Origin of the sequence: Sphingobacterium sp. R2, assembly GCF_040760075.1 — a bacterium.
GTDB lineage: Bacteria > Bacteroidota > Bacteroidia > Sphingobacteriales > Sphingobacteriaceae > Sphingobacterium.
Genome location: NZ_CP142884.1, coordinates 5330117 through 5354636, shown reverse-complemented (window position 1 = coordinate 5354636; position 24520 = coordinate 5330117). Strand labels below are relative to the sequence as shown.

Below are 24520 nucleotides of genomic sequence, written 5' to 3'. Positions count from 1 at the left end.
TTGGATACATACTTCCGTATTTCGATGTAGAGGCTATGGCCTATCCTTCGCCTATCGGTCATCGCAGCACAGGACCGTCGGAGAGCCCGGTCCAGCGGCAGCTGCTCCGAAACTGCCGCTATCCTGCAACATTACTATTGGACAATCGTTTGCATTTGATAATCGCTTTTTTACTTCGATTTACTATTGTATTATTGTTAAGTTAATTTAATGCATTATACATCATACGCATGAAGATATCTTTTTGGTGCGCAAAAGCACAGGTAAGTTTATTAATAGGATTGGCTTCACCTTTTATTTTTCAATCCAATAGGCTTGAAGCCCGAACGAATACAATCCATTATTTGAGTACTCATTACACTGATCATACCAATAAGATTAGCACCGTTCAAAAAATTAACCCGACGACAGTAGAGATTGTATACGATAATAATCAACGGTTGACTTTAGATTTCTATGGCGATCATATTTTTAGAATGTTCCAAGATATTCATGGGGGTATTATCCGTGATCCTGAAGCAAAACCCGATGCAAAAATTCTAGTAGAGCAGCCACGTAAAACTGTCACTGGACTGGAGGTCAAGGATGAAGGAAATAAAATAAGCATCTCCACCAAAGATATCCTCTTTTCAATGGATAAGCAGACCTCTCTGTTTAGTATCCTCAATCGTAAAAACAATAGGGTAGTCGTTGAAAGCTTAAAACCAATCAATTTGGATCATCATCAAGTCAGTCTCGAATTAAAAGAACAGGCAGGCGAATATTTCTTTGGTGGGGGTGTACAAAATGGACGCTTTTCTCATAAGGGGAACACAATCGCAATCGAAAACCAGAACAGCTGGACAGATGGTGGCGTAGCTTCTCCAACCCCTTATTACTGGTCTACGAAAGGCTATGGCTTTATGTGGCATACTTTTAAGAAGGGAAGTTATGCCTTTGGAGCCAAAACCCCTGGGACAGTAAAATTGGCGCATGACACAGATTATCTGGATGTCTTTTTTATGATTAATGACGGGATAGTACCTTTGCTCAACGATTTCTATCAATTGACGGGCAACCCAATTCTTCTACCGAAATTTGGTTTATATGAGGGTCATCTTAATGCCTATAATCGCGATTTTTGGAAAGAAGATGAAAAGGGAATTCTATTTGAAGACGGCAAACGCTATAAAGAAAGTCAAAAGGACAATGGCGGAATCAAAGAATCGCTGAACGGTGAGAAAAACAATTATCAATTTTCGGCCCGCGCTGTAATAGACCGGTATAAAGCACATGATATGCCTTTGGGCTGGATTCTTCCAAATGATGGCTATGGTGCTGGCTATGGCCAAACGGAATCTTTAGATGGAAATATCCGAAATTTGAAAGAGTTTGGTGATTATGCACGTAAGAATGGTGTAGAAATCGGTTTATGGACACAGTCTGATCTCCATCCGAAAGATAGTATAAGTGCATTACTGCAACGGGATATTGTAAAGGAAGTGCGGGATGCGGGTGTCAGGGTTCTAAAAACGGATGTTGCCTGGGTTGGACCGGGATATTCTTTTGGCCTCAATGGAGTCGCTGATGTGGGACATACTATGCCTTATTATGGTAGCAACGCGCGTCCATTTATTATTTCATTGGATGGTTGGGCAGGCACACAGCGCTATGCCGCTATCTGGTCGGGTGACCAAACGGGAGGTGTATGGGAATATATTCGATTCCATATACCTACTTACATCGGGTCAGGGCTTTCAGGTCAGCCCAATATTACCTCCGATATGGACGGAATCTTTGGTGGGAAAAATTTTAAAGTTAATATCCGTGATTTCCAATGGAAGACCTGGACGCCAATGGAACTCAATATGGATGGCTGGGGATCGAACGAGAAATATCCACATGCTTTAGGTGAGCCGGCTACTTCTATCAATCGTCTGTATCTGAAATTGAAATCTCAGTTGGTTCCCTATAGCTATAGTGTTGCGAAACAAGCAGTAGATGGACTGCCGATCATTCGTGCTATGTTTTTAGAGCAAGCAAATAGTTATACGCTCGGAAAGGCAACGCAATACCAGTACCTCTATGGTCCAAATTTCCTTGTAGCACCGATTTACCAGGAAACACGGGTGGATGAGAAGGGAAATGATATGCGCAATGGTATCTACCTGCCGGATGGTGAATGGATTGATTATTTTACGGGTGAAAAATACAAGGGAGGGCGTATTATCAATAACTTTAATGTGCCTATTTGGAAGCTGCCTGTTTTCGTGAAAAATGGAGCCATTATTCCGGTGACCAAGCCAAATAATAATGTGCTGGAAATCAAAAAAGATCAACGTATTTATGAAGTATATCCTTATGGAACCTCTAGTTTCCTAGAATATGATGATGATGGAAAGACAGAGGCCTACCGTTATGGTAAGGGGGCAAGTACGTCCATAACTTCGCAGTTAAACAATAATAAAGTTGTTTTTGCGATTGCTCCAACGCAAGGCGAATTTGACGGTTTTGAGAAAATGAAGTCTACGGAAATTCGTTTCAACGTTAGCAAAGCACCGAAGAAATTGACGGTAAAGGTCAATGGGAAAAATAGCAAACTTAAAGAAGTGAATAGCATAGATGCGTTTAATACTTCTGAAAACGTATATTTCTATGACGCACAACCAAACCTGAATCAGTTTGCAACCAAGGGATCTGAATTTGAAAAAGTACCTTTGGTGAAAAATCCGATGTTGCTGGTACGACTAGCCAAACAGGATGTCTCATCGACCGCAATAGAAGTACAATTGGAGGGTTTCGAATATGCTCCTGCAGACAACTATCTGGCTCAGACTGGTGCTTTGACTTCGCCCAAAGCTGTTATCAAAGATCAACATACACAAGCATATACCTTAACGCCAACCTGGGAAAAGGTTGCAAATGCAGATTATTATGAAATTGAATTCAATAATCTGATCTATTCGACTATCAAAGACAGTCAATTGCTATTCGAAGGATTGGCCGCGGAAACGGATTACCAGTTTAAAATTAGAGCTGTCAATAAATCTGGTGTTTCAGATTGGAGTACATTTGCCGCAAAGACAAAGGCAAACCCATTGGAATTTGCCATCGAAGGAATCAAAGCAGAGACTTCTGTGGATAACCAAGGCGGAAATGGTATCAATAAATTGTTCAATTATGATGAGGGGGATATGTGGCATACAAAATGGGGACAGACTGCGGTTCCTTTTGATATGACCTTAGATCTAAAATCTGTTAATCAATTGGATAAGTTTGAGTATCTCCCAAGAACCGATGGCGGAAATGGCATCCTTTTAAAAGGAAGAGTGTTCTATAGCAATGACAAGATGACCTGGATCGAAGCAGGCAGCTTTGACTGGAAACGCGATGGCGAAATGAAACGTTTTGATTTTGGAACCCATCCGGTGGCTCGATTTATTAAAATTTCAGTTTCTGAAGCTGTTGGAGGTTTCGGTTCAGGAAGAGAATTATATGTGTTTAAAGTTCCAGGATCGTCAAGCTATTTACCGGGCGATATTAATAATGACCGATTGATCGATCATAATGACTTGACTTCCTATATTAACTATACGGGATTGCGCTTTGGAGATGGAGATTTCGAGGGTTATGTTAGCAACGGCGATGTCAATAAAAATAATCTGATTGACGCTTATGATATTTCCAATGTTGCTGTTGTCATAGAAGGTGGTGCAAAACCAGCAAAAGAAGAAAAAGTGGCTGGTAAACTAAAATTGGTTCCCTCAAAAACGACTTTAAAATCAGGAGATATTGTGGAGATCAGTGTTAGTGGAGAGAATCTTAAAGCTGTCAATGCACTTAGTTTTGCTCTTCCCTACAATCAAGGCGATTTTGAATATGTCGGTATTGAGTCCGTACATTTAAAAGAGATGAACAATTATAGCAACGATCGTCTTCACACCAATGGAAGTAAGGCTCTGTATGCTACTTTTGTTAATCTAGGCAACAAGGAGACCTTGAATGGCTCTGAAGTTTTATTTAAGATTAAATTGAAAGCAAAACGAAATGTCAACTTCAATCTGAAAGCGATAGATGGTATTTTGGTGGATAAAAAGCTAAATGCTATCACTTTCTAGAAGCAAACAGGTGAATGAAACTGAGAGCCTATCAAGCTCCCAGTTTCGTTCATTGCTATTAGCTCCCTGCGTTAATCCAATACCATACTGATATCCATCAATAGGATTTCGGTATCGGCCGAGGTTGCTTTCATGTTGATTTCTGATACATCCCAGATTCCAAAGCCATCTCTGGTTTCTAATGACTGCCCTTCGACGATAACACTGCCTTTTATCACAAAAATATAGACACCATTACCCACCTGTTTGACGTTGTATTTTACTTGAACGTCCTGGTCAAAATGCCCCATGGAAAACCAGGCATCCTGATGGATCCATACACCCTCGTCTTCTGGATTTGGAGAAAGAATTTGCTGGAATTTATTCTGTCTTTGTGTTATATCCAATGTAATTTGATCGTATCGGGGGCTCACATTCCGTTGATTAGGGTACACCCAAATTTGAAGAAACTTGACTACCTGATCGGTATTTTTATTATATTCACTGTGTATGATGCCCGTTCCGGCGCTCATGACCTGAATATCTCCCTTCCGGATAATGGCTTTGTTACCCATGCTGTCTTCATGTTGCAAATCACCTTCCAAAGGGATACTGATGATTTCCATATTATCGTGGGGATGTTTACCGAAACCTCTTCCCGCAGCCACCATATCATCATTTAGTACACGTAACACACCAAAGTGCATACGTTCGGGGTTGTGATAATTGGCGAAGCTAAACGTATGATTGCTATCTAACCAACCATGATTTGCATGACCGCGTGTCGCCGCTTTGTGGAGGACACTATGGTTTTCCAATTTGTCTGAATGATAATTTACAGCTTCGGCATCCGGCGTTTCAAGCGGTTCTATCTCGTCAATATCATTCTTCAAGATATCAGCTGAAGACACTGTTGATGCAAATATTCCGGAACCCAAAAGTCCCTTTTTTATAAAGTTCTGTTTGTTCATGATCATTTTATTTAGTATCCAAAACTAGCCTTTTAGTATCCGATCACCATTGATCTAGTTCAATAAAGAAGCATTTTAGCGGTTTACAGTCATATCGTTCGGATATTACGCTGCTCTTGGCTGCATTAGCCTGGTAGTAAGTCTGGAAATAATGTATAAATTTCATTTTTTAAAATCCCGCTCCCGCCACCATAATGGGTAATCAGGCCAATGGAATAAGGGAGTTGCGAAAGATAATCCGTTATTTCTTGTTCTTCCTGCAGCGAGAGCCCCGAGCTTAACAATAATACATCTACAGCATCATCAATCAGATGCTTTTTACAACTATCTAACTCTTGCAGAAATGTTGCTTTCCACGTAGGGGTGCTCTCAATGATTCTTTTTAGCGTAAGCAAAATTTCTTCATTTTTGCCAAATAAGAGAAATGTTAAGTTCTTCATAATGAACAAAAGTAAACATGGACCGATTCATTTCCATTGATGTAGTTTAATAAATGCAGCGACATGCTCTCCACACGCTTTCATCATAAAAGGAACGCCCCTGAGCGATTTAGATCGATATGCCATATGTCAACAGAAAAAGAAAAGGCTGAAATAAGTACAATCACATAAATTTTCTTACTTTTAGTGATCGGATATAGATAATCTTTTAGCGATTTTAATTATTATTTAGTTTATGATGAAGAGATTTTTACTTGTCGGGCTTTTTGCTGGTGTAATTCATTTTATGGCCTTCTCGCAAACGCACGAACTTCGAGTGGGTGTGACTTCTGGGGTATCCAACTTTACGGGTGCAGGGAGTGCGGCCAAGAGCACGTTGATTGGATCCACGCAGCAGGACTTTTATACCAGTAATCCCTATGGAAAAAAATATGGAATAAACATAGGTGGAGCATTAGACTACCGTTATATTTTTGCCAACAATCTGATATTAGGTCTAGAAGGCGCCTACGAAAGATTGCAGACAAAGATTGATTTGGAGGGAAGTGAATTTATGAATGGAAGCCGTGGTCAAACCCAACTTAATCAACAGTTTATCAATTTTAATCCGTTTGTCGGCTATCGCGTCTTTTTTGAACCCATGACGATGGATATTCAGCTGGGGATGGATATCGCCAAAGTATTGAGCATCAAGGAAAAAGGTAGTATTGAGGATAAACAGGGAAATAAAACAAAATTTGATCGTGACAGAGGTAAAGTAATTGATATGGATCTGCGGCCACGTTTACAATTTAACGTAAATTATGACCGCTATACCGTGTTTGCCGGCTATTCATGGGGATTGAAGGATTATACTGGACAGATGCTGGGTAGCGACCCTGGTGCGGCACGACTAAATGTATTCCGATTGGGCCTACAATATCAGTTACTAAGACCGATATTTAAAAATGACTAAAGCTTACTCCCACATTTGTTTTCGATTATAGGTCATTTCCGTAAATAACAGATCGGGGCGCGAAGATATTAGTGGTATTGTTTGGCAATTTTCTTCTCGGGTTCGATATAAAGCATATATAAGAAAAATAGAAATAGATATTCTAAGGGTTTCATTAAAATATAAGTCATATTTGATGCACCGGTTGAATTGATTTTGATGGAAATGTTGAAACCATATTTATCATAGCAATACCGCACAAACCGGTGCATCGAAGGTGATAGATCACTCAAAATTTCTTCAAACGCATTGGCAATCTGAAGCTGTCTATTGACGACAATGGTATTGCCGTGCCTTTTGCCTAATCTCAACGGTTTTACAAGGGCAGGATTACCTTTCGCGGCGACTGTGCATAAATAATGTCCTTTATGATCCAAAACGTGAGGATGCATTTTTTGTGAAAATGCCCAAGTAGTTGTCTCCGTGAATACTTTCGCCATTGAATCGTGATCCTGCCCCAATAAGATGAGGATGATGGTCAGTATCAAAAAGACCGGAACAAGTAATATAATAGCCCATAAGTGATAATTCAGCTTGGAAGAAAGTAAGGTATTGATCTTGTTGAGGGTGGGATTGGTATAAGTTCTGTTCATGGCGTAACCCTTTTCTTCTATGATGACTCTACGGATTAATCCGACACCGATAATTAAGCTGCAAATTGGTGTAAAAATAAAGTATAAAGTTCCTTCATTGCCAACATACATATCCAGTGTGGATGTATCGTGGTGACTGACCTGAATAAGTACAAATACACTCATTACGCTGCCTATCAATAACATCACCAGCATCATAACGAGAGGTATGGGTGGAATTTTTCGCCCTTTTATCCAGATGGTAACTGCTGAAATATTGAATGCAACGAAATAGATAAACAGCGATAAGATGTGTTTGCCGCCGAAGGGAATATAGCAGTCTCCATCCACGGGGTCCACGGGTTGGTTATATTGGCTCGAATGGAATACAAAACCAATCCCCGCAAGCAGCAGCGCTAAAAGGTAAGCAGTGACAACGGTATATTCAATAAAGGATACATCCCGCTGTTGTTTTTTTACGCGCGCGCGCAGCAGATATAAAATTCCGAAAAGCGTGATTATAATGAAAAGAAGAATTAAAATCATAATAGAATGAGCAGTTATAATGCGAAGAAGAATATAGTCAAATCAGTGTGCTGGATTCAGATTCGACGTTATAGACGTATATGCCAGAAATCATCACAAGTGTTGAAAACAGTGTTATTATCGAGCGAATAATAGCTCGTTTAATCTTTTCCAAATAACCTGTTCCAAAAATTTCTTTTTTTAGTGTTTGCAAAGTTTTCGGCCGTTTCAGGCTTCTCCGGCTGCACATGTATCGTATCAGTCTTGACATTTGGCAAAGCCTCATTTTCAGGAAGTCTGCTGCGTTGTGCTATATCCTGAATCTGTTTTAAAGCTGCAGCCTGATATAAGAGTAGACCTGCTTTGTCACAGTTAAACAGGTTGGAGTAACTTTTCGATTCATTCAGGTCAAAAGGTTGCGGCTCTACGACTTCGGTTGCTTCCAAAAGGCCGATATTTCGCTCCTTGGCATATTGTAATGCATCGAGAAAAATTGAAATCCGGTCCTCTGAAAAAAGTGTATCTAATTCAGCCCTGATGGCTGGGTTATGATGATAGTCTATCCATAATTGAGCGGTTTTCTCTGCTGGAATAAAGACACCCGAGCAATAGTTTTCAACAAGCCTATTTTCGATCGTATTGGTTAGGAATTGTGGTTGTATAAATTCTTCCCACCTTTTGTAATAGACAGACAAATGTTCATTTTGGGAGAAGGACAAAGCTCCGCCGCGAACATAAAAGTACTTTTCGAAAAAACCTTGTACCACCGCTATAAAAAAACCGTGGGTCTTGTCAAAATAATCATTTTTCCCGGTTTCACGGCCCGCATTTAAAGTGTCTTGGTACTTGGTTTTATAGAAGTCTTCGAGCTGATGAAATGTGGATATTTCCTCAAGCTTTTCGGGATTTTGGAGTAAATCAAAATACCACGTTTCTATTTGTTTTTCTGAGATGGGGTGGTAACTAATATCATAGCCCATAATGACTTTTTTTAATCTCTTGTATGTTAATTACTAAGGTATTAAAAATTAACATTTTGTACAATACTTATCGTTCATATCTCTTCCTTTATCATTGATAAGGGCAACTGGTTGAAAGTGTATGCGACAGTCAGAGGACTTCATATTTTGTCTGTTTCATAATTATTAATTATTTTGGGAACAAACAATATGTATATATGAAGCAGTTACTAGTTATTATTCTTATGTTGTCGAGCTCGTTTTTTACGGCTTGTCAATCCACCAGTCCGGATAAGTTTTTCGGAAAAGTTGTTTTAAATACCAATCTTATTGCGGATTTTGCACCTGAGCGCTACGGCAAGCATCTTGAACAGGAGACTGTGGAATTTGCGGACATGCCTTCCAGTAAGAAAGTGGGCGATGAAGCTCAAAAATCCGTTGAGATCAAGATTCAGGTTGTCGAAAAGGCCTTAAAGGATATTAAGGAGCTGAATGTTTCCGAGGCGGAAGCGAAAACATTGAAAGAGCAGTCTATTGCGTTATTCGAGAAAGTCCTGCCCGTATATAAAAATGAATATATGGCCTATGCAAAGTTATGCGATCGCAAGGGGTCGGCTGATGAAAAGCAGGCTTTACTTCAAAAGATTGAAAAGAATGATATGCCCGAGATCAATAGTGCTTTTGACAATGTATATACCTTAGGTAAAGCTTACGCAGAAAAGCACAACCTAAACGTGAATTGGGGTAACTAACTCATGAAGGAAACTCATCTTTACAGAAATAAGCGAAAAACAACGCAAATGCTGCTAATTTCAGCAGTATTTTGTTTGCTACTCTTCATCATATTACTTTATAGTACTGGTTTGTTTGATGGAGTTTTTAAAGCTAAGCCCACGATCTTTTCTGCAGGAGTATTGTTGGTACTTCTCATCTTGTTGATTGTAAACTTGCTGAGTCTTCGGGATAATTCAGCCCAGATTGTTCTTAGTGAAAAATATTTTTTCGGAAAAACTACGCCATTGGCAAAAGCTTTTGGTCAAGGGAATTGGCAAGATGTAAAGTCTATTGATTTAGAGAAAGTGGGTGGGGATACCATGATCATTGTTACCCTAAAAAATTCAGGGAAGTATAAAGATAGACTACCATCACTACTATGGAAGATGGCCTACCAGGAATCTGCTCAGGAATTAAATATCATGTATTCGGCGTCTACCATTGATCTGGAGCCTTCAGAATTGCATCAACTGTTTTTATCTTATTGGAACAAGCAAAAGTAATGGCTCGTTTTTTTTTGTTAATTTTAGGCAAATTACGCCAATGAAACTTAAAATATATATCCTTGCTATCGCTGGACTCGGGCTGATGGCTTCCTGTGGATCAGGAGCTCATAACAGTCAAACTGTTGCTGATACCGCTACCAATGAAAAGTTTAAATCGTATGAAGACCGTTTTATTCTGCAGCTTTGGAAAGAAAATCCAGAATGGGCTACCCAAGTTGGTTTTCATCAGTATGATTCTCTATTAACCATACCAGATGCGAATGCCAGAAAGCGACGGCTGGAATTTTCAAAGAACCAGTTGGACAGCCTGAAAAGCTTTGATTTGAGTTCTTTGGATTTATCGCAACAGACAGATTATCATTTGATTAAAAATTATCTTGAATCAAATATTTGGTCGATAGAGCAAGAGCGTGCCTATGAATGGAACCCGTCGTCTTACAACGTTGGCGGGACCATCGCTTTTATGCTCGCAGAGCGTTATGCACCGTTATCGACGCGGCTTAAAGCCATTCAACAGCGTTTAATAAAAATTCCGGCCTATTATGAGGCTGCAAAGAAACAGCTTAAAAATCCAGCTCAGGTATTGACCGATTTGGCCATTCAACAGAATTTGGGCGGATTATCCGTTTTTGAAAAAGACTTACTGGATTCATTGAAAAAATCAGAGCTATCAATTGCGGAAAAAGAAGCCATTGGGAAGGCATGCCAGGAAGCTGTTGCGGCGATAAACGGGTATGTACAGTTTTTAAAAGTAACGCCTAATCCGTCGCCACGGAGTTTTAGATTGGGGAAAGCGCTTTACGACAAAAAATTCGATTTTGATATACAGTCTGGATCCACTGCTGAACAGGTTTATCAGGCTGCGCTTGCACGGAAAACCTATTTGCATGGTGAAATGTATAAAATCAGCAAGGAACTTTGGCCAAAGTATTTTGGGAAATCAGCTGTGCCTTCAGATAGTTTGGCTGTCATCCGAAAAATGATCGATACCCTTTCGGTAAATCATGTCAAAGCAGAAGACTTTCAGTCGGCTATCGAAGCGCAGATACCTAAATTGGTCGCTTTTGTCAAACAGAAAGATTTACTATATATCGACGAGAGTAAACCGCTCGTGGTGCGCAAAGAGCCTGCTTATATGGCTGGTGTCGCGGGCGCATCGATCAGTGCGCCGGGACCATATGATAAAGGAGGTAACACCTATTATAATGTCGGTAGTCTAAGTGGCTGGACGAAAGAGGCTCAGGAGAGTTATCTGAGAGAGTATAACCATTACATCCTGCAGATACTTAATATCCACGAAGCTATTCCGGGGCATTATACCCAATTGGTTTATGCCAACCAATCGCCAAGTCTCATCAAGAGTATTTTAGGAAATGGTGCTATGATTGAAGGTTGGGCAGTGTATACCGAGCACATGATGTTGGAAAACGGTTACGGTGACAATGCGCCCGAAATGTGGTTGATGTGGTATAAATGGCATCTACGTGCTGTTTGCAATGCCATATTGGACTACAGTGTACATGTGAAAAATATGAGCGAGATAGACGCCATGCAGCTATTGGTGGATGAAGCCTTTCAACAGCAGGCCGAAGCAGCCGGTAAATGGAAAAGAGTGTCGGTAAGCAGTGTTCAGCTGACCTCTTATTATACTGGGTATAAAGAAATTTATGAACTTCGGGAGGCTGTTAAGCAAAAAGAAGGTAAACAGTTTAATTTGAAAAAGTTCCATGAGACTTTCCTGAGTTTTGGAAATTCGCCAGTGAAGTATATCCGGGAGATGATGCTAAAATAGCCATCGCGACCATTAACTGAGCCACTCCCCGGGAGTGGCTCAATTGTTTTCAGGCAGGATGGGTGTGGGTATTTTTGTCTTCCATTTTCTTTTCTTTTTAACTTTTACTATATTCATGTAACATATCATTGTTTTGGTATACTAACCTACTATTAACAGTTAAAATTAATCATGAATTTATCCATAGAAACTCTTAGTAAGACCTATTCGAATGGGGTCAAAGCGTTAGACCATGTAGACTTGGAAATCAGACCTGGAATGTTTGGTTTGCTGGGCCCAAATGGTGCGGGTAAGTCTTCTTTAATGCGGACGATCGCTACACTTCAGAAACCCGACAGTGGCCGTATTACTTTTGGCGATATTGATGTGTTGAAAAATCAGCTGGATTTGAGGAAAGTTTTGGGTTACCTGCCCCAGGAATTCGGTGTTTATCCCAACCTCTCGGCTTCTGATCTGCTGCAATACTTTGCTAAACTCAAAGGAATCAAATCCAAGGCGGACCGCAATGCTATTATCAATCGCGTCCTTGAAGTGACTAATCTTTGGGAAGTCCGCAATAAAAGTGTAAGCGGTTATTCGGGGGGTATGAAACAACGTTTTGGTATTGCACAGTTGTTGCTGAATGATCCAAAATTGATTATCGTAGATGAGCCAACCGCGGGACTTGACCCAGCGGAAAGACATCGTTTTTTAAATGTCCTACGGGAAATAGGTACAGATCATACGGTTATATTTTCTACCCATATTGTCGATGATGTACGCGAATTATGTCATGAGTTAGCTATTCTAAATGGTGGTAAGATCCTTTTGAGAGGTACTCCGAAAGAATCGATCGACCAATTGGAGGGAAAGATCTGGGTACGTATCATCAGTAGAGATCAATTGGACGAGTATACTCAAAAGTTTAATGTCATTTCGACCAATTACAATCAGGACAATACGCTCAACATTAGGGTGCACAGTGATGAGCGTCCGGACGAGTCATTTGTGAATGCCCAAGGTCAATTGGAGGATGTCTATTTTGTTGCGCTAAAAAATGATCAACGCCATGTTTAAAGCTATCTTTAATTTTGAATTTGCGCGCTGGTTTAAAAGTTCGTCCGTTTATATCTACATGGCGCTGTTCTTTACACTCTCGCTGTTTATTATGCTTTCGTCGCTGGGCATTTTTGACGGTGTAACGGCAACCACTTCATCCAACACCATCCGAAACTCTCCTTGGGCCATTAATAGTATGGTCAATGGGATGTCAACAATTATATATTTTTTGATTCCTTCCATTGTTGGGGCCTGTGTCTATCGTGATTTTCAGTATCAGGTGCATACGATACTGTTCAGTTACCCCTTCTCAAAAACGGACTACCTGATGGGAAAATTCTTTGGGTCGGTAGCCGTGGTATTGGTTATTGTATTGGCGTCAACCCTTGGTATTGTCGTGGCACAATTTGTACCAGGCATCAATCAATCCTTGTTGGGGCCAGTGGATATTTGGGCTTATCTACAGACGTATATCGTACAGGTTATTCCCAATCTGGTTATGTTTAGTGCCATTATCTTCGTACTCGTAACGTTGACAAGAAACGTATACGTTGGTTTTGTTGCCGTGCTGATCCTTATTATTCTTCAGGTGCTTGTTCAGAGTTTGGCAAACAACATGGACAATCGTTTTGTCGGTGCATTGATCGATCCGTTTGGCGATAGCGCCATCTCGTATTATACCCAATATTGGTCGCCAGATGAGAAGAATATCAACAATCTGCCTTTTACCGGAGTAGTTATTTATAACCGCCTCATTTGGCTCGCTGTAGCGGCATTATTCATTGGTGGGTTTTACATGTTATTTTCATTCTCGCAACATTCGATTTCGTTTAAATCGTCAAAAAAAGGAGCTCGTTTAACAAAGAATAACTTTGACAGTATCTTCCGGATCAATCTGCCTAAGGTCAGCTATGATTTTTCGACATTTCATTATTTGAAAACAACATGGACAATGGCGCGATACGACTATCGTTATATCGTTAAAAATCCCGTTTTTTTGATATTGACGCTCGTTGGGGTATTGTTCATTATTTTGATGGCAAGTACCATCGGATCGATCTTCGGAACGTCGACATATCCCGTTACCTGGAAAATGCTAATGGTCCCGGGGAGTACGTTTAAGTTTTTCCTGCTGATCCTGACTTTTCTTTTTATGGGACTTTTAGTTCACCGTGGAAGCATTACGCGCATGGGAGGGCTACTAGATACTACAGCAGCTCCCAACTGGGCTTTTATGGGATCTAAAGTTATTGCCGTCCTGTTGATGCAGTTGACCCTGTTGGGTGTCGTGATCTTAACTTGTATGGCTTTTCAGGTTTACCATCGTTATTACAATTTTGAAATCAAACAATATGTGCTGCATTTGATGGTCTATGGTATGCTGTCTAATGTGGTATGGCTTTTTATATCACTGTTTGTCCATACGGTTTTCAAAAATTACCTGGCTGGATTCTTTGTGCTACTGACCTTATTTATTGGATTGCCATTTTTGTCTATGGTCGGAGTTGAGCAGGAAATCTATCAGTTTAATCAGGGGCCAAATCTTGACTACTCCGATATGGACGGGTTTGGTTATGTACTTCCCTTTTTGACGTATCGGATCTATTGGCTGCTCTTCGCAGTTGTTTTTGCTACGCTCGCACTAGTATTGTGGCGAAGAGGTAGTTTTTCGGGTTTTGGGGAGCGTTGGGCTATTTTTCGGGCCAACTGGAGTCCGACGACAGCTACGATACTCGTGATCGCGTTCTTAGGCTTTGTTGGTATCGGCTGTGCAATATACTACGAAAACCACGTCAAAAACCCTTATTATACAAGTTTGGATCATGAAAAACAAGCTGTCGAATGGGAAAAGAGATATAAGAAATATCAATATCGCCCGCAGCCACGCGTTGTGGATATTCAGTTTAATCTCGATATTTTTCCGGATACGCGTAGTTTTAAAGCAACAGCAGCCTATGTACTGAAAAATAAGACCAATATCGCTATCGATTCTATTTTTGTCAATTATAATGATTACGATTATCAATTTTCTTTCAATGTGCCAAATAAGCTACTTTCTGCCGACGATGTATATAATTTTAATATTTATAAGCTCGATAAGCCCATGGCTCCGGGAGATTCCATTGTGTTGAAATTTAGTACGGAAAGTCCGGCCAATACCTGGATAAATGAAAAGTCACCAGTGAAAGGAAATGGTACATTTATCAGTAATATGCTTTTTCCGAATATAGGCTATTTGGATCGGGGCGAGCTGGTGGATAATGATGTGCGCAAGAAGTATGGTTTACCGTTTCGAAATCGGATGGCCCCGCAGACTGATCGAAGAGCACTGCAAAATAATTATATCTCCAATGATGCGGATTGGATCCGTTTTGAAGCGACCGTAAGCACGGCTAAAGATCAATTGGCTATTGCTCCGGGCTATCTGACAAAAGAATGGGAAAAAGATGGCCGCAAATATTATCAATATAAAATGGATTCAGAGATCCTCAACTTTTTTGCTTTTAATTCGGCCGAATATGAAGTCAAAAAAGATAAGTGGAACGGGGTTAATTTGGAAATCTATTACCATAAGGGGCATACCTACAACATCGATCGGATGATGGCTTCCAGTAAGGCTTCTTTGGCTTATTATACGAAAGAATACAGTGCCTACCCGCATCGACAATTGCGTATTATTGAATTTCCGCGTACCGCCGGAACGTTTGCGCAGTCTTTTGCCAATACCATTCCTTTTTCCGAAGCGATCGGTTTTATTGCCGATGTCGATGAAAAAAAGGAAAATGCAGTAGATTATCCATACGCGGTAACAGCTCATGAGATTGCCCATCAGTGGTGGGCACATCAAGTGGTAGGAGCCAATGTGCAGGGTGCTACTTTGATGTCCGAAAGTATGTCTGAATATTCATCGCTCAAGGTGTTGGAAAAAAGATATGGCAAAGGGCAGATGCGTAAGTTTCTTAAAGATGCACTTGACGGCTATTTGAAGGGGCGAAGTGCCGAAAAGCTAGGGGAGAAGCCATTGATGTACAATGAGAATCAAATGTATATCCATTACCAAAAAGGATCTTTGGTGCTGTATGCATTGAGTGATTATTTGGGTGAGGATCTTTTTAACAAGACTGCGCGAGCTTATTTGCAACGCACAGCTTTTCAAAGTCCGCCCTACACAACCTCAACCGAGTTTGTGGATAGCTTAAGGCAGGTAACTCCAGACTCACTGCGCTACCTGATCAAGGATATGTTTGAAACGATTACTTTGTATAACAATAAAGTTGACAAAGTGAGCGCTAAGAAACTTAAAAACGGCAAATATCAGGTTGATATCCAGTTTGAAGTAGCTAAATATCGTGTCGATGGCAATGGAAAAAAGAGCTATAGTGACGCAGGGGGGCAGGCGCTGTCATTTAAAAAATCGGATCGGCTGACACTAAAGTCTTTGCCTCTTGCAGATTATATTGAAGTTGGCGTTTTCTCTAGTAAAAAAGCCAAAGATGGAAATAACCGGCAGGAACTTTATCTCAAAAAGCATAGAATTGATCGGATCAATAACTCCCTGACACTAGTTGTTGATCAAAAACCCGAACAGGTAGGCATAGATCCTTACAATAAACTGATTGATATTGAATCAGATGACAATAGGAAGGAGCTATAGAAAAGGTTGTGGAATAGAAAAGGGTATGAAAATCCTCATCGGAAGATGAGGATTTTTTTATTCGGGCAATTTAGGAGTCATCATACGTTGTTGCGTACTGCTACTGATTGCTCCCAGAAATTTGAGGACAGCGTTAATCTCTTCATTGGTTAGATTTAGCTTTTTCAACTTTGGCGAATGTATAGGCCTTGTTTTTGGGTCTATCGTCACGCTGCGTTGTATTGGTTCGGGATTACCGAGGTTATAGAGCTGTACGACATCTAATAACGATGGAAAATTACCGTGGTGCATCCACGGGCCAGTTAGCGTAATCTCACGCAACGAAGGCGTCCGGAATGCGCCTATATCTTCCTGTTTACCACTAATATGGTAATGGCCGAGATCCTGCTGCTTGGTACCATATAACGTCTGTCCATCGTTGTGGAACTGATTATCTGAAAATAGAGGCGTATTGTGACAGTTGATACAACGTGCTTTTGTCCGAAAAAGATGCAGCCCCCATACCTCTTCATCCGTCATCGCATTCTTATTTCCCTGGACAAAGCGGTCAAACTTGCTGTTATAACTACGAATGCCCCTTTCAAAAGTTGCAATCGCCTGTTGAATGCGCAAGATATTGACCGTACTGTCTCCAAAGGCCGATTGGAACAAAGGGGCGTAACCAGCGATCTCCTGAATATGGCGAACAGCTACTTGGTGATCGGTGTTCATCTCCACACTGTCGGTTAGCGGAAACAATACCTGCGCTTCCAATGAAGATGACCGTCCATCCCAGAAGAAGGAACGGTAGTAACCGACATTGTAGAGGGTCATGGCATTTCGCTTTCCTACCCGTCGACTATGTCCATGGGCCAGACTCTTGCCATCGCCCCAGCCCAGTTGCGGATCGTGACAGCTCACACAGGCCAACTGTTTTGTAGCCGAAAGCCTGGGGTCGAAAAATAGTATTTTCCCCAGCGCCGACTTTTCCTTGCTAAACGGGTTATCGGCAGGATACTGAACATTGGGCAAGGTGCCAATATCGACAAAGTTTGCCTTTACATCATCATCCAGATGTGGTTTCGGCCATCGCCTGCTATCGCCTGAGGAATATAGTTTGCGCCATAAAGCGATATCAGGAATATCTTGATCCTGCACAAAAGACAGTAAGATCAGCACGACGCCCAATAAACCAAATACAAGTAATCTTCGTATCATTTGTTATTTACAATTCTAACGCTTTGGTACTTAATTTATATTTACGGGTAACTTTATTGGGTCCACCGATCGCTGTCTCGTCAAAATTAACCTCCAGGTCGATTAATCCCTGTTTTAAATCGTAGATTCCCGCACCACTTATACCGATTTCAAAAAATTCCATATCTTTCCGTTCTGTGGCAGCTTCGGTTTTCTTGTAGATTTTTACCTGTTGCTCCTTTACAGTCACTTTACCGAGCTGGTTGTTATGCTGATCGGGTAAGAATTGCAATACCTGGTCTACATTGATACCTGCCGTTTTGATGTTTGTCGTACCGATCTTATCGCTGTATAGTGTGACCATCTGGAAAAGATTGACTCCACTATCGGTTACATAGGGATTGGTAAAGCCCATGTATGTGGTGTCCGTTTTAGATACTGTGGGATAATGTGCGCGGATACGTTTTCCCCAGGTTTCTGTGGCCTCATCAAAACGGTAGATATATAGTTCAAAATAAGGATCTGTACTCGTAAAGGTAGCGATAGCATTATTGTCTGGCTTAGGAACATATTCTGGCTCCGGAGCCACGGTACTATCTTTACTGCAGGAGATGGTGAAAAATAGCATACTGCAGATGGTGACGAATTTGGATAACTTAAGGATTGCTTTTAAACTGTTCATGTCGTATTGTATTAATTTGTATTTTATTGTTGATGATTAATATTAATAGCCAGGATTCTGTATCATGCGGTTATTGGAAAGCACGGACTGCTTTGGGATGGGCAATACCATATGATCATTTGGGAAAGTGACGTTGCAGTTTGTCCCTGTACAGTCATTGCGCTTAACAGATAGCCCCCTGCGCATCAAATCAAGGTATAATAGTCCTTCAAGACAGAGCTCACGGCGACGTTCGTCAAGGACCTCATTGATCAACAGATTTTTCGTGGTGAAAACATAGGCTCCGAGCTTCGGATTACCGCGGAGTCGGATGGCATTCAGACTGACAACAGCCTCTTCAGTATGACCGAGTTCAGCTGCTGCCTCGGCATGAATCAGGTATATTTCCGAAAGGCGGATCAACTTGACACTGGTTACTGCCGTTTGTAGTGTTGGATATTTAAATATTCCCCCTGTGGCCCTCACATCATCCGCCCCATACAATCCGAGGAGGTCTTGACTTGGCGCGAACTGATAATAAGAATTTCCGGAATCTTTAACATAGTAACTACCGATTGAGTTGCCGGAATAATTGCTCGGAACGGCCAATTCGAAAATAGATTCTTTGGTATTGGCCTGTTTCCAGCTACCGACATACTCAGCGTTGGTGTATAGCGAATAGTTTGCTTTGAGCAATTCGGCACTCAGCTGGTAAGCTTTCTGCCAGTCACCGCGATTGAGAGCCAACCTTGCTTGAAGCGCTTTAGTTGCCTGGAGGTTCATATATATTTTGGCATTGCCCTCAAATACGGTTTTGCTATTGGCAAATAACGAATCAGCCAGATTCAGATCACTTTCGATATGTTGGTATACTTCTGCTACACTAGAGCGTGCTATTTGTGCATCTTTGGGTAGAATTGTGCTTTTGGCGAGTATAATGCCCATATGCGAAGCATCCTTTGTATAAATATAGGGCTGCGCATAGAACTGTACGAGATCAAAATGAACCAATGCCCGCAAGCCATAAGCCTGCGCCATGATGTGATTGCGTTCAAGCGTACTGATGTTGGCTATTTCCGGGACACGCTTGATGATATTGTTGATGGCATTGAGCAACGTATACTGATAGCTGTATAACTTGTTCATGGTATCGTTGTCAGCGTCGGTTTCAAATGAATAAAGAGTTAACAGCGTCGTTCTACCCGCTGCGGCAAATGTCAAATTTCCGCCGATTAGGTCCGGGTAAACCATGCGTAAACCATTGTAATAGTCCGACTGAAACAGGTTGTTGTACACCCCTGCAAGTGCTGATTTTGCGCCCGGCATATCGGAGAAAATCAGCTCGACCGATACCTCGTTTTCGGGTTCTTTATCTAGAAATTTTGAGCAGCTTATTGTGCTACAGGCCAAAAGGAAAGCAACACTTAGTGTCTTTATGTTCATAACTCGAATTATTGAAAGATTAAAGTGTGGTTCGTAAACCAATCGAAAAATTACGTGTCTCCGGATAGGTAAATCGGTATTCGCGGATGCCGTTTCTGCCTGCCGGACTTTTGTCTTTGAACCAGTAGAATACATTGGTCACATTAAAGCTCAATGCCGTCTGTCCTATACCCATCCGTTTCATTAGACGATCGGCCAGGCGATAGCTTAAGGAAACGTTGCTTAGCTTGATATAGGTCATGCTGTACAAATAACGGGAAGAGTTATTAACTGGTGAGCTGGAGTTTAGCTTTGGAATTGCCGTGATATCGCCCACCTGCTGCCATCGGTCCAGTAAATTGACGGACATGTTGGAGTTTGACAGACTATTTCCATCCCGTAAATAGGTTGTGGGTACAAACTTGTTGCCACCAAGATTATATTGTAGATTGATGGTAAGCTGAAATCCCTTCCATCCCAAATTGTTAATAAGACTGCCCTGAAAATCGGGCATCGTATTCCCCAGTAATTGGTAGGCGCTCTGCCCCATAGCCCGTATTTCAGTTCTGTTGACCACATCACCAGCAGGGGTGTAGAAACCTTCCTGACCGGTATTGGGATCGACGCCGGCCCATCTGACACCCCACAGTGAAGTAGAACTGTATCCTACCCGCTGGCCTGCACCTATATTATCTGAAGAGTTTGCAGCATATTGTTCAATCAATGGATTATTAAACGAAGTCACCTTGTTTTTATTCCAGCCACCAATAAGGGTACTGTTCCAAGTGACCTTGGACTGTTTTAACCATTGGTAGGCAATGCTCAAATCCAGTCCTTGATTGTACATGTTTCCTGAATTGAGCGGCATACCAGCATAACCGGTTTCCAATGGCACACTGATATTTGCGATCAGATTGCGGATATTATTTCTGTATAAGTCCAGTGTCACACGTAACCTATTGAAAGCATTCAGGTCAACGCCAATATTGAACTTAATATTCGTTTCCCAGCCTAGGTCGGGGTTTTGTGCCGCAGTAGAGGATGGGCTTGCACTTGTCTGTCCGCCATAGGTCACATTGTTGAATTTGTATAAACCTCTGGATGCATAGGAACCAATCCGCGAATTGCCTGTCGTTCCGAAGCTACTGCGTAAACGCAAAAAGTCTATTGCCTGAATGGCTTGCATAAATTTTTCATTGCTGATATTCCAGCCCAATCCAAGCGCTCCATTCAGTGCCACCTGTTTGTCGCCACCAAACATAGACGACTGATCTGCACGGCCACTGAGAGCAGCATAAAATCGCTTGTCATAGTCGTAGTTCATCTGCACATAGTTGGATACGGTTGCGTCCGAGATTTTCGAGGAGGAAGACGTCTTGGTGCTTGCGAGCCCGATGGCGATGACGCGATCGTAGGTAAACCCGCTACCTTGGCCGACTAGTAAATTGCTGTATTGATCTTTTAGCTCCATCCCCGCGATTCCGACAAAGCGGTGTCCACTTTGCCATTTTGGGCTGTAGGTAAGCTGTAACATGGAAGTCCAGCTGTATGTCGTTCGGTCGTTGATGCGCAGGCGCCCATCTTTGGCGGTGGATGCGCCGGCGATACCCGAAAGGAAAGTTTCCTGCTTGGACTGCAGCATATTTCCACCTATCGCTCCGCGCAGACTCAGAAAAGGTAAAAGGGCATATTGGAGTTCGATCCGTGCGGTTCCTGTAAAAGCCAACGCTTTATCCGTATTTTCGGCTAATGCTGCAACTGGATTGACGAGGCCTAAAAAGGTGCTGTAACTTCCATCTTCCTGATACGGCGGTATATTGGGCGGCATATAAGCGGCATTGGCAAATTGGTCGAGACCTTCCCGCCGCATCAGTGCCGGCGATATGGTGGTGGTCATTTGAAGCTTGTCGCTAAACTGATTATAATAACGTATGGAGCCTGTGTATTGCTTCAAACCATTCCCAGGACTGGCGTTTTGCTGATTACGGTAGCCCATGGAAAGATAATATGTATCTTTACCTTTCCCGCCCGAAAGAGACAGATTGATATTATCATAACGTGCATTACGTGACGTCAGTCCAAACCAGTCGGTATCGATGCTGTTGCTACCTGCCTTTTTTGAGGCATCCGTTGCCGTTGAGCCGGTATTTATATAAAATTCTCGCAGTAATTCGTAGTATTGCGGTCCGGAGAGTAATTTCATTTGGTTGATAAACGTGGAGACCCCGGTATTGTAAGAGGCTGTTAGCTGTGCCTTGCCACTGCGACCAGATTTGGTCGTGATCAAAATAACACCATTTGCGGCATTTGCGCCATAGATTGCTGTTGCGGCAGCATCCTTAAGTACCGAAATAGATTCAATATCCAATGGGTTGATTCCTGCGATCGGATTCAATAACGTCTCGCCAGAGAAAAGTGAATTTGCATCGCCTATTTCCTGTTCTTGTACAACAACACCATCGACAACGTACAGCGGCTGCGAAGAGGTCGATCGTCCGGTATTGCTTGTGAGGTTTGTCAGTGTTCCCTGGCCGCGAATATGAAGCTTAACAGGAGTGCCTAGGGAAGTGCTGGGTTCGACATATAACCCCGGCACTAGTCCTTCCAGCATTTTATCTACGCTTTCTATTGGCCGGTCGGCTTGTAAATCCTTGGCGCTGATCGTATATACACTTCCGATCATTTCCTCGCGAAGTTTCGGTGCTTCGTAGGTGCTGCTGACAAATACTTCCTCGAGTTGTTGATCTAAGGGAACCAGGTTGATCCGCTGAAATCCGGTATCCACCTCGATATCGTAATTCTGATAGCCCATGTAACGTATCCCAATTTCTTGCCCGCGATTTTCAGCGGCGGTCAGTATACGATATCGCCCTAAGCTATCCGTGCGATAGGTTTTGTTTTCTTTCCTAAGTATTAGCGTCGCTCCGGTCAACGGCAAGCCTGTTTTGGCATCTTTCACAATACCGTTGAGCAATATGGGCTTAGCTGCCTTGTTGACGGCAATAACGTTGGAGCGTTTGATTCGCTGAAAGCGCAGCTGATGGGTCGATGCTAATCTAGACAAATACGTGTCTAGGTTTTCTTTGGCTGTGGGAAGAGGAACACGCCGCTGCAGTCCAATGGAAGCATCGTAGGAAAAATGTACGGCGTGCTGCTGGGTCAATAATTGAAAAGCAGTTTCCAGGGTGCCTTGCCCAGATGTGCTTTGTGCGGAAGCGGCCCCAGCGGATAGTAGAAAAATGGTGTTCAATAAGAAGGTTCGTCTTACTGTTTCTTTAATAGAGCACATACGTATCTGTTGCTATTTTTTTTGATGACAATTTTTTTGAAAAACAAATCGCGGCGAGTGCAGCCTCAACAGGCAGCTTCTCAAAATGGCCGGTATATCTCCATCGCGCATTGGGTTTGCGGAGGGAGAGGTTGATTCCATAATATTGCTTCATTTTCCGAGCGACTTCAGCGAAAGAAGCATTTTGAAAATGTAAAATACCTTCCGGAAAATTATTGATCTGTGTGGGCGCAAATTTATCGAGATGGATAGTTGTATTGGTGACATACCCCTGTTGCCCGGGACTGAGCAGCATTTGTCTTTTATTGTTGCGGTTGGTCAATCTAATCTTTCCGGAAAACAAACTTACACGTGTATTTTTTGAATCAGCTTGCTCCACCAAAAATTGTGTCCCCAATACCGTCACTATGGCATTATCTGTTTCTACTGCAAATGTACGGCCTGCGTTTTTTGAAATATTAAAGTGTGCATCACCGTTCAGCAGAACACACATGGTATCCTTACCGAAATGTTTTGGATAGTGTAGTGTACTTCCACCCATTAACGTAATCTGGCTTCCATCACTGAGGTTAACCTTCATTATTCTGCCATTTTGGGCGGAGACATGAAGCCATTCTTCGGTGGAAGTAGGTTGTAAGGTGAGCGTAGGCGGAGTTGTGCCTTTTAAAAAAATCTGATGGAATGAAAATATAGCGATGAGCAGGATAGAAGCAGCAGCAATCCATCGCCATTTTCCTCCAAGCCGATGTGCTTTTGCAGGTGCTTTGCTTTCCAGCTTCGCCAATAGTTTATCTTTTTCAACCTGAAATTCCGCTTCGCTGATATGCACGTTTATGGCATTCAACATCGTCCTTGCTTCGGTAACAAGATGTAATTTATCTGGATTTTCTGCAATCCATATCGTCCAAAAATGAATTTCCGCGCGTTTTGCGTTTCCATTGTGATAAGACACAAAGCTCTCATCCGTTATTAAATCAACGCTATCGTTGTAAATTTTTTTCATGTATATATGAGTGTAGAGGAGAGAAATCCGGTTTTTTACCGGATTATTTTTCATTTTTTTTCTTTAGAATCTTAATAGATTCATAAACAAGGTTATAGATTGTACGCTGACTATTTCCCGTTTCAGTTGCAATCTGTTCATAAGACTTGTTTTGAAAAAACTTGAGATCAATTACCTGTCTTTGTTTTGGTGTGAGGGATTTCAAAGCTTGGCTTAAGCGAGAGCTGGTTTCGCGAACGGATTCCAGTTGTATGAGCACAGTTTCATGTGAGGGAGCATTGTCATTGGACCGATAATTTATTAGTGCCAATTTCTCATCCAATAACCGATGGTCATTCAGAATACGCCGCAACCATGTCATCAAATATGATTTGATATTATCAACGGGAGACAGGCGGTCACGTTTTTCCCATAATTCTAGAAATAGATGTTGTATACCATCTTTTACGGCTTCACGTGAATATCCGAGCATCATGCCGTAGGCAAAAAGCTCCCTGTATACTAAGTCATATAAGGATTCAAAGGCCTCACTTGACCCTTTCAATGTAGCTATCCAATGTTGTCTCATGGTATGAAGGCGCAAATCTACATTTTTATTTAGAATAATTACAAATAAGATTGCTATTTGGTTGGTATCTGAATGCATGTAGTCGTCCTTGTGCTGTTT

17 protein-coding genes are annotated in these 24520 nt (G+C 41.8%); 7 read left to right on the top strand and 10 right to left on the bottom strand.

Translation table 11 applies throughout. The features are described from left to right. The first annotated feature begins 230 nt into the window (after positions 1-230). Positions 231-4097, top strand: a complete 3867-nt coding sequence (locus VXM68_RS22400; protein WP_367210113.1) for a TIM-barrel domain-containing protein — start codon at positions 231-233, stop codon at positions 4095-4097. A 71-nt stretch (positions 4098-4168) separates the two neighbouring features. Here the strand turns inward: VXM68_RS22400 and VXM68_RS22395 are convergent, their stop codons facing one another. Then, positions 4169-5047 (bottom strand): pirin family protein, encoded by an 879-nt coding sequence (locus VXM68_RS22395; protein WP_367210112.1) that lies wholly within the window; start codon positions 5045-5047, stop codon positions 4169-4171. A 125-nt stretch (positions 5048-5172) separates the two neighbouring features. Then, positions 5173-5487, bottom strand: a complete 315-nt coding sequence (locus tag VXM68_RS22390; protein ID WP_293951908.1) for a hypothetical protein — start codon at positions 5485-5487, stop codon at positions 5173-5175. A 235-nt stretch (positions 5488-5722) separates the two neighbouring features. Here VXM68_RS22390 and VXM68_RS22385 point away from each other — a divergent pair, with 235 nt between their 5' ends. Further along, complete coding sequence (locus VXM68_RS22385; protein WP_367210111.1) at positions 5723-6442, top strand: outer membrane beta-barrel protein; 720 nt, start codon at positions 5723-5725, stop codon at positions 6440-6442. Between the two features lie 68 nt (positions 6443-6510). On the opposite strand, the gene VXM68_RS22380 is transcribed toward VXM68_RS22385, so the two are convergent. Both VXM68_RS22380 and VXM68_RS22375 read right to left on the bottom strand, forming a co-directional pair. Further along, on the bottom strand, positions 6511-7599 hold the full coding sequence (locus VXM68_RS22380) for a DUF6688 family protein (RefSeq protein ID WP_367210110.1): 1089 nt from the start codon (positions 7597-7599) through the stop codon (positions 6511-6513). 140 nt (positions 7600-7739) lie between these two features. Further along, positions 7740-8558, bottom strand: a complete 819-nt coding sequence (locus tag VXM68_RS22375) for a hypothetical protein (protein ID WP_367210109.1) — start codon at positions 8556-8558, stop codon at positions 7740-7742. Between the two features lie 197 nt (positions 8559-8755). On the opposite strand from VXM68_RS22375, the gene VXM68_RS22370 reads away from it, so the two are divergent. The 5 genes from VXM68_RS22370 to VXM68_RS22350 all read left to right on the top strand — a co-directional run bounded on the left by VXM68_RS22370 (position 8756) and on the right by VXM68_RS22350 (position 16302). Further along, positions 8756-9289, top strand: coding sequence for a hypothetical protein (locus VXM68_RS22370; protein WP_293951918.1), 534 nt, complete (start codon positions 8756-8758; stop codon positions 9287-9289). A 3-nt stretch (positions 9290-9292) separates the two neighbouring features. Further along, the gene (locus tag VXM68_RS22365; protein ID WP_293951921.1) at positions 9293-9814 is read left to right on the top strand and encodes an STM3941 family protein; all 522 of its coding nucleotides are present in this window, start codon (positions 9293-9295) and stop codon (positions 9812-9814) included. A 40-nt stretch (positions 9815-9854) separates the two neighbouring features. Beyond that, positions 9855-11609, top strand: coding sequence for a DUF885 domain-containing protein (locus VXM68_RS22360; protein ID WP_367210108.1), 1755 nt, complete (start codon positions 9855-9857; stop codon positions 11607-11609). Positions 11610-11780: 171 nt separating this feature from the next. Next, positions 11781-12665, top strand: coding sequence for an ABC transporter ATP-binding protein (locus tag VXM68_RS22355; RefSeq protein WP_293951925.1), 885 nt, complete (start codon positions 11781-11783; stop codon positions 12663-12665). Continuing rightward, entirely contained in the window at positions 12658-16302 is a 3645-nt protein-coding gene (locus VXM68_RS22350) for a M1 family aminopeptidase (RefSeq protein ID WP_367210107.1), read from the top strand. Before VXM68_RS22355 ends, VXM68_RS22350 begins: the two co-directional genes overlap by 8 nt. 57 nt (positions 16303-16359) lie before the next feature. Here VXM68_RS22350 and VXM68_RS22345 read toward each other — a convergent pair whose 3' ends face one another. The 6 genes from VXM68_RS22345 to VXM68_RS22320 are packed head-to-tail and all read right to left on the bottom strand — an operon-like array spanning position 16360 to position 24499. After that, complete coding sequence (locus tag VXM68_RS22345; RefSeq protein WP_367210106.1) at positions 16360-17499, bottom strand: cytochrome-c peroxidase; 1140 nt, start codon at positions 17497-17499, stop codon at positions 16360-16362. 7 nt (positions 17500-17506) lie between these two features. Beyond that, positions 17507-18160, bottom strand: coding sequence for a hypothetical protein (locus tag VXM68_RS22340; RefSeq protein ID WP_367210105.1), 654 nt, complete (start codon positions 18158-18160; stop codon positions 17507-17509). Positions 18161-18202: 42 nt separating this feature from the next. Further along, the gene (locus tag VXM68_RS22335; RefSeq protein WP_367210104.1) at positions 18203-19582 is read right to left on the bottom strand and encodes a RagB/SusD family nutrient uptake outer membrane protein; all 1380 of its coding nucleotides are present in this window, start codon (positions 19580-19582) and stop codon (positions 18203-18205) included. Positions 19583-19601: 19 nt separating this feature from the next. Further along, the gene (locus tag VXM68_RS22330) at positions 19602-22850 is read right to left on the bottom strand and encodes a SusC/RagA family TonB-linked outer membrane protein (RefSeq protein WP_367210103.1); all 3249 of its coding nucleotides are present in this window, start codon (positions 22848-22850) and stop codon (positions 19602-19604) included. Beyond that, positions 22837-23853 carry a FecR family protein gene (locus VXM68_RS22325; RefSeq protein ID WP_367210102.1) on the bottom strand — a complete coding sequence of 339 codons (1017 nt, stop codon included), beginning with the start codon at positions 23851-23853 and terminating at the stop codon, positions 22837-22839. Before VXM68_RS22325 ends, VXM68_RS22330 begins: the two co-directional genes overlap by 14 nt. A gap of 43 nt (positions 23854-23896) precedes the next feature. After that, a complete protein-coding gene (locus tag VXM68_RS22320) occupies positions 23897-24499 on the bottom strand; it encodes an RNA polymerase sigma factor (protein WP_367210101.1) in 603 nt (200 codons plus the stop codon). Positions 24500-24520 lie beyond the last annotated feature (21 nt).

Excerpts from the sequence above, each read along its gene's own strand:
- VXM68_RS22355 (WP_293951925.1), top strand. The coding sequence starts at position 11,781 with ATGAATTTATCCATAGAAACTCTTAGTAAGACCTATTCGAATGGGGTC.
- VXM68_RS22370 (WP_293951918.1), top strand. The coding sequence starts at position 8,756 with ATGAAGCAGTTACTAGTTATTATTCTTATGTTGTCGAGCTCGTTTTTT.
- VXM68_RS22375 (WP_367210109.1), bottom strand. The coding sequence starts at position 8,558 with ATGGGCTATGATATTAGTTACCACCCCATCTCAGAAAAACAAATAGAA.
- VXM68_RS22320 (WP_367210101.1), bottom strand. The coding sequence starts at position 24,499 with ATGCATTCAGATACCAACCAAATAGCAATCTTATTTGTAATTATTCTA.
- VXM68_RS22360 (WP_367210108.1), top strand. The coding sequence starts at position 9,855 with ATGAAACTTAAAATATATATCCTTGCTATCGCTGGACTCGGGCTGATG.
- VXM68_RS22325 (WP_367210102.1), bottom strand. The coding sequence starts at position 23,853 with ATGAAAAAAATTTACAACGATAGCGTTGATTTAATAACGGATGAGAGC.
- VXM68_RS22395 (WP_367210112.1), bottom strand. The coding sequence starts at position 5,047 with ATGAACAAACAGAACTTTATAAAAAAGGGACTTTTGGGTTCCGGAATA.
- VXM68_RS22340 (WP_367210105.1), bottom strand. The coding sequence starts at position 18,160 with ATGAACAGTTTAAAAGCAATCCTTAAGTTATCCAAATTCGTCACCATC.
- VXM68_RS22390 (WP_293951908.1), bottom strand. The coding sequence starts at position 5,487 with ATGAAGAACTTAACATTTCTCTTATTTGGCAAAAATGAAGAAATTTTG.
- VXM68_RS22330 (WP_367210103.1), bottom strand. The coding sequence starts at position 22,850 with ATGTGCTCTATTAAAGAAACAGTAAGACGAACCTTCTTATTGAACACC.
- VXM68_RS22345 (WP_367210106.1), bottom strand. The coding sequence starts at position 17,499 with ATGATACGAAGATTACTTGTATTTGGTTTATTGGGCGTCGTGCTGATC.
- VXM68_RS22400 (WP_367210113.1), top strand. The coding sequence starts at position 231 with ATGAAGATATCTTTTTGGTGCGCAAAAGCACAGGTAAGTTTATTAATA.
- VXM68_RS22380 (WP_367210110.1), bottom strand. The coding sequence starts at position 7,599 with ATGATTTTAATTCTTCTTTTCATTATAATCACGCTTTTCGGAATTTTA.
- VXM68_RS22365 (WP_293951921.1), top strand. The coding sequence starts at position 9,293 with ATGAAGGAAACTCATCTTTACAGAAATAAGCGAAAAACAACGCAAATG.
- VXM68_RS22385 (WP_367210111.1), top strand. The coding sequence starts at position 5,723 with ATGATGAAGAGATTTTTACTTGTCGGGCTTTTTGCTGGTGTAATTCAT.
- VXM68_RS22335 (WP_367210104.1), bottom strand. The coding sequence starts at position 19,582 with ATGAACATAAAGACACTAAGTGTTGCTTTCCTTTTGGCCTGTAGCACA.
- VXM68_RS22350 (WP_367210107.1), top strand. The coding sequence starts at position 12,658 with ATGTTTAAAGCTATCTTTAATTTTGAATTTGCGCGCTGGTTTAAAAGT.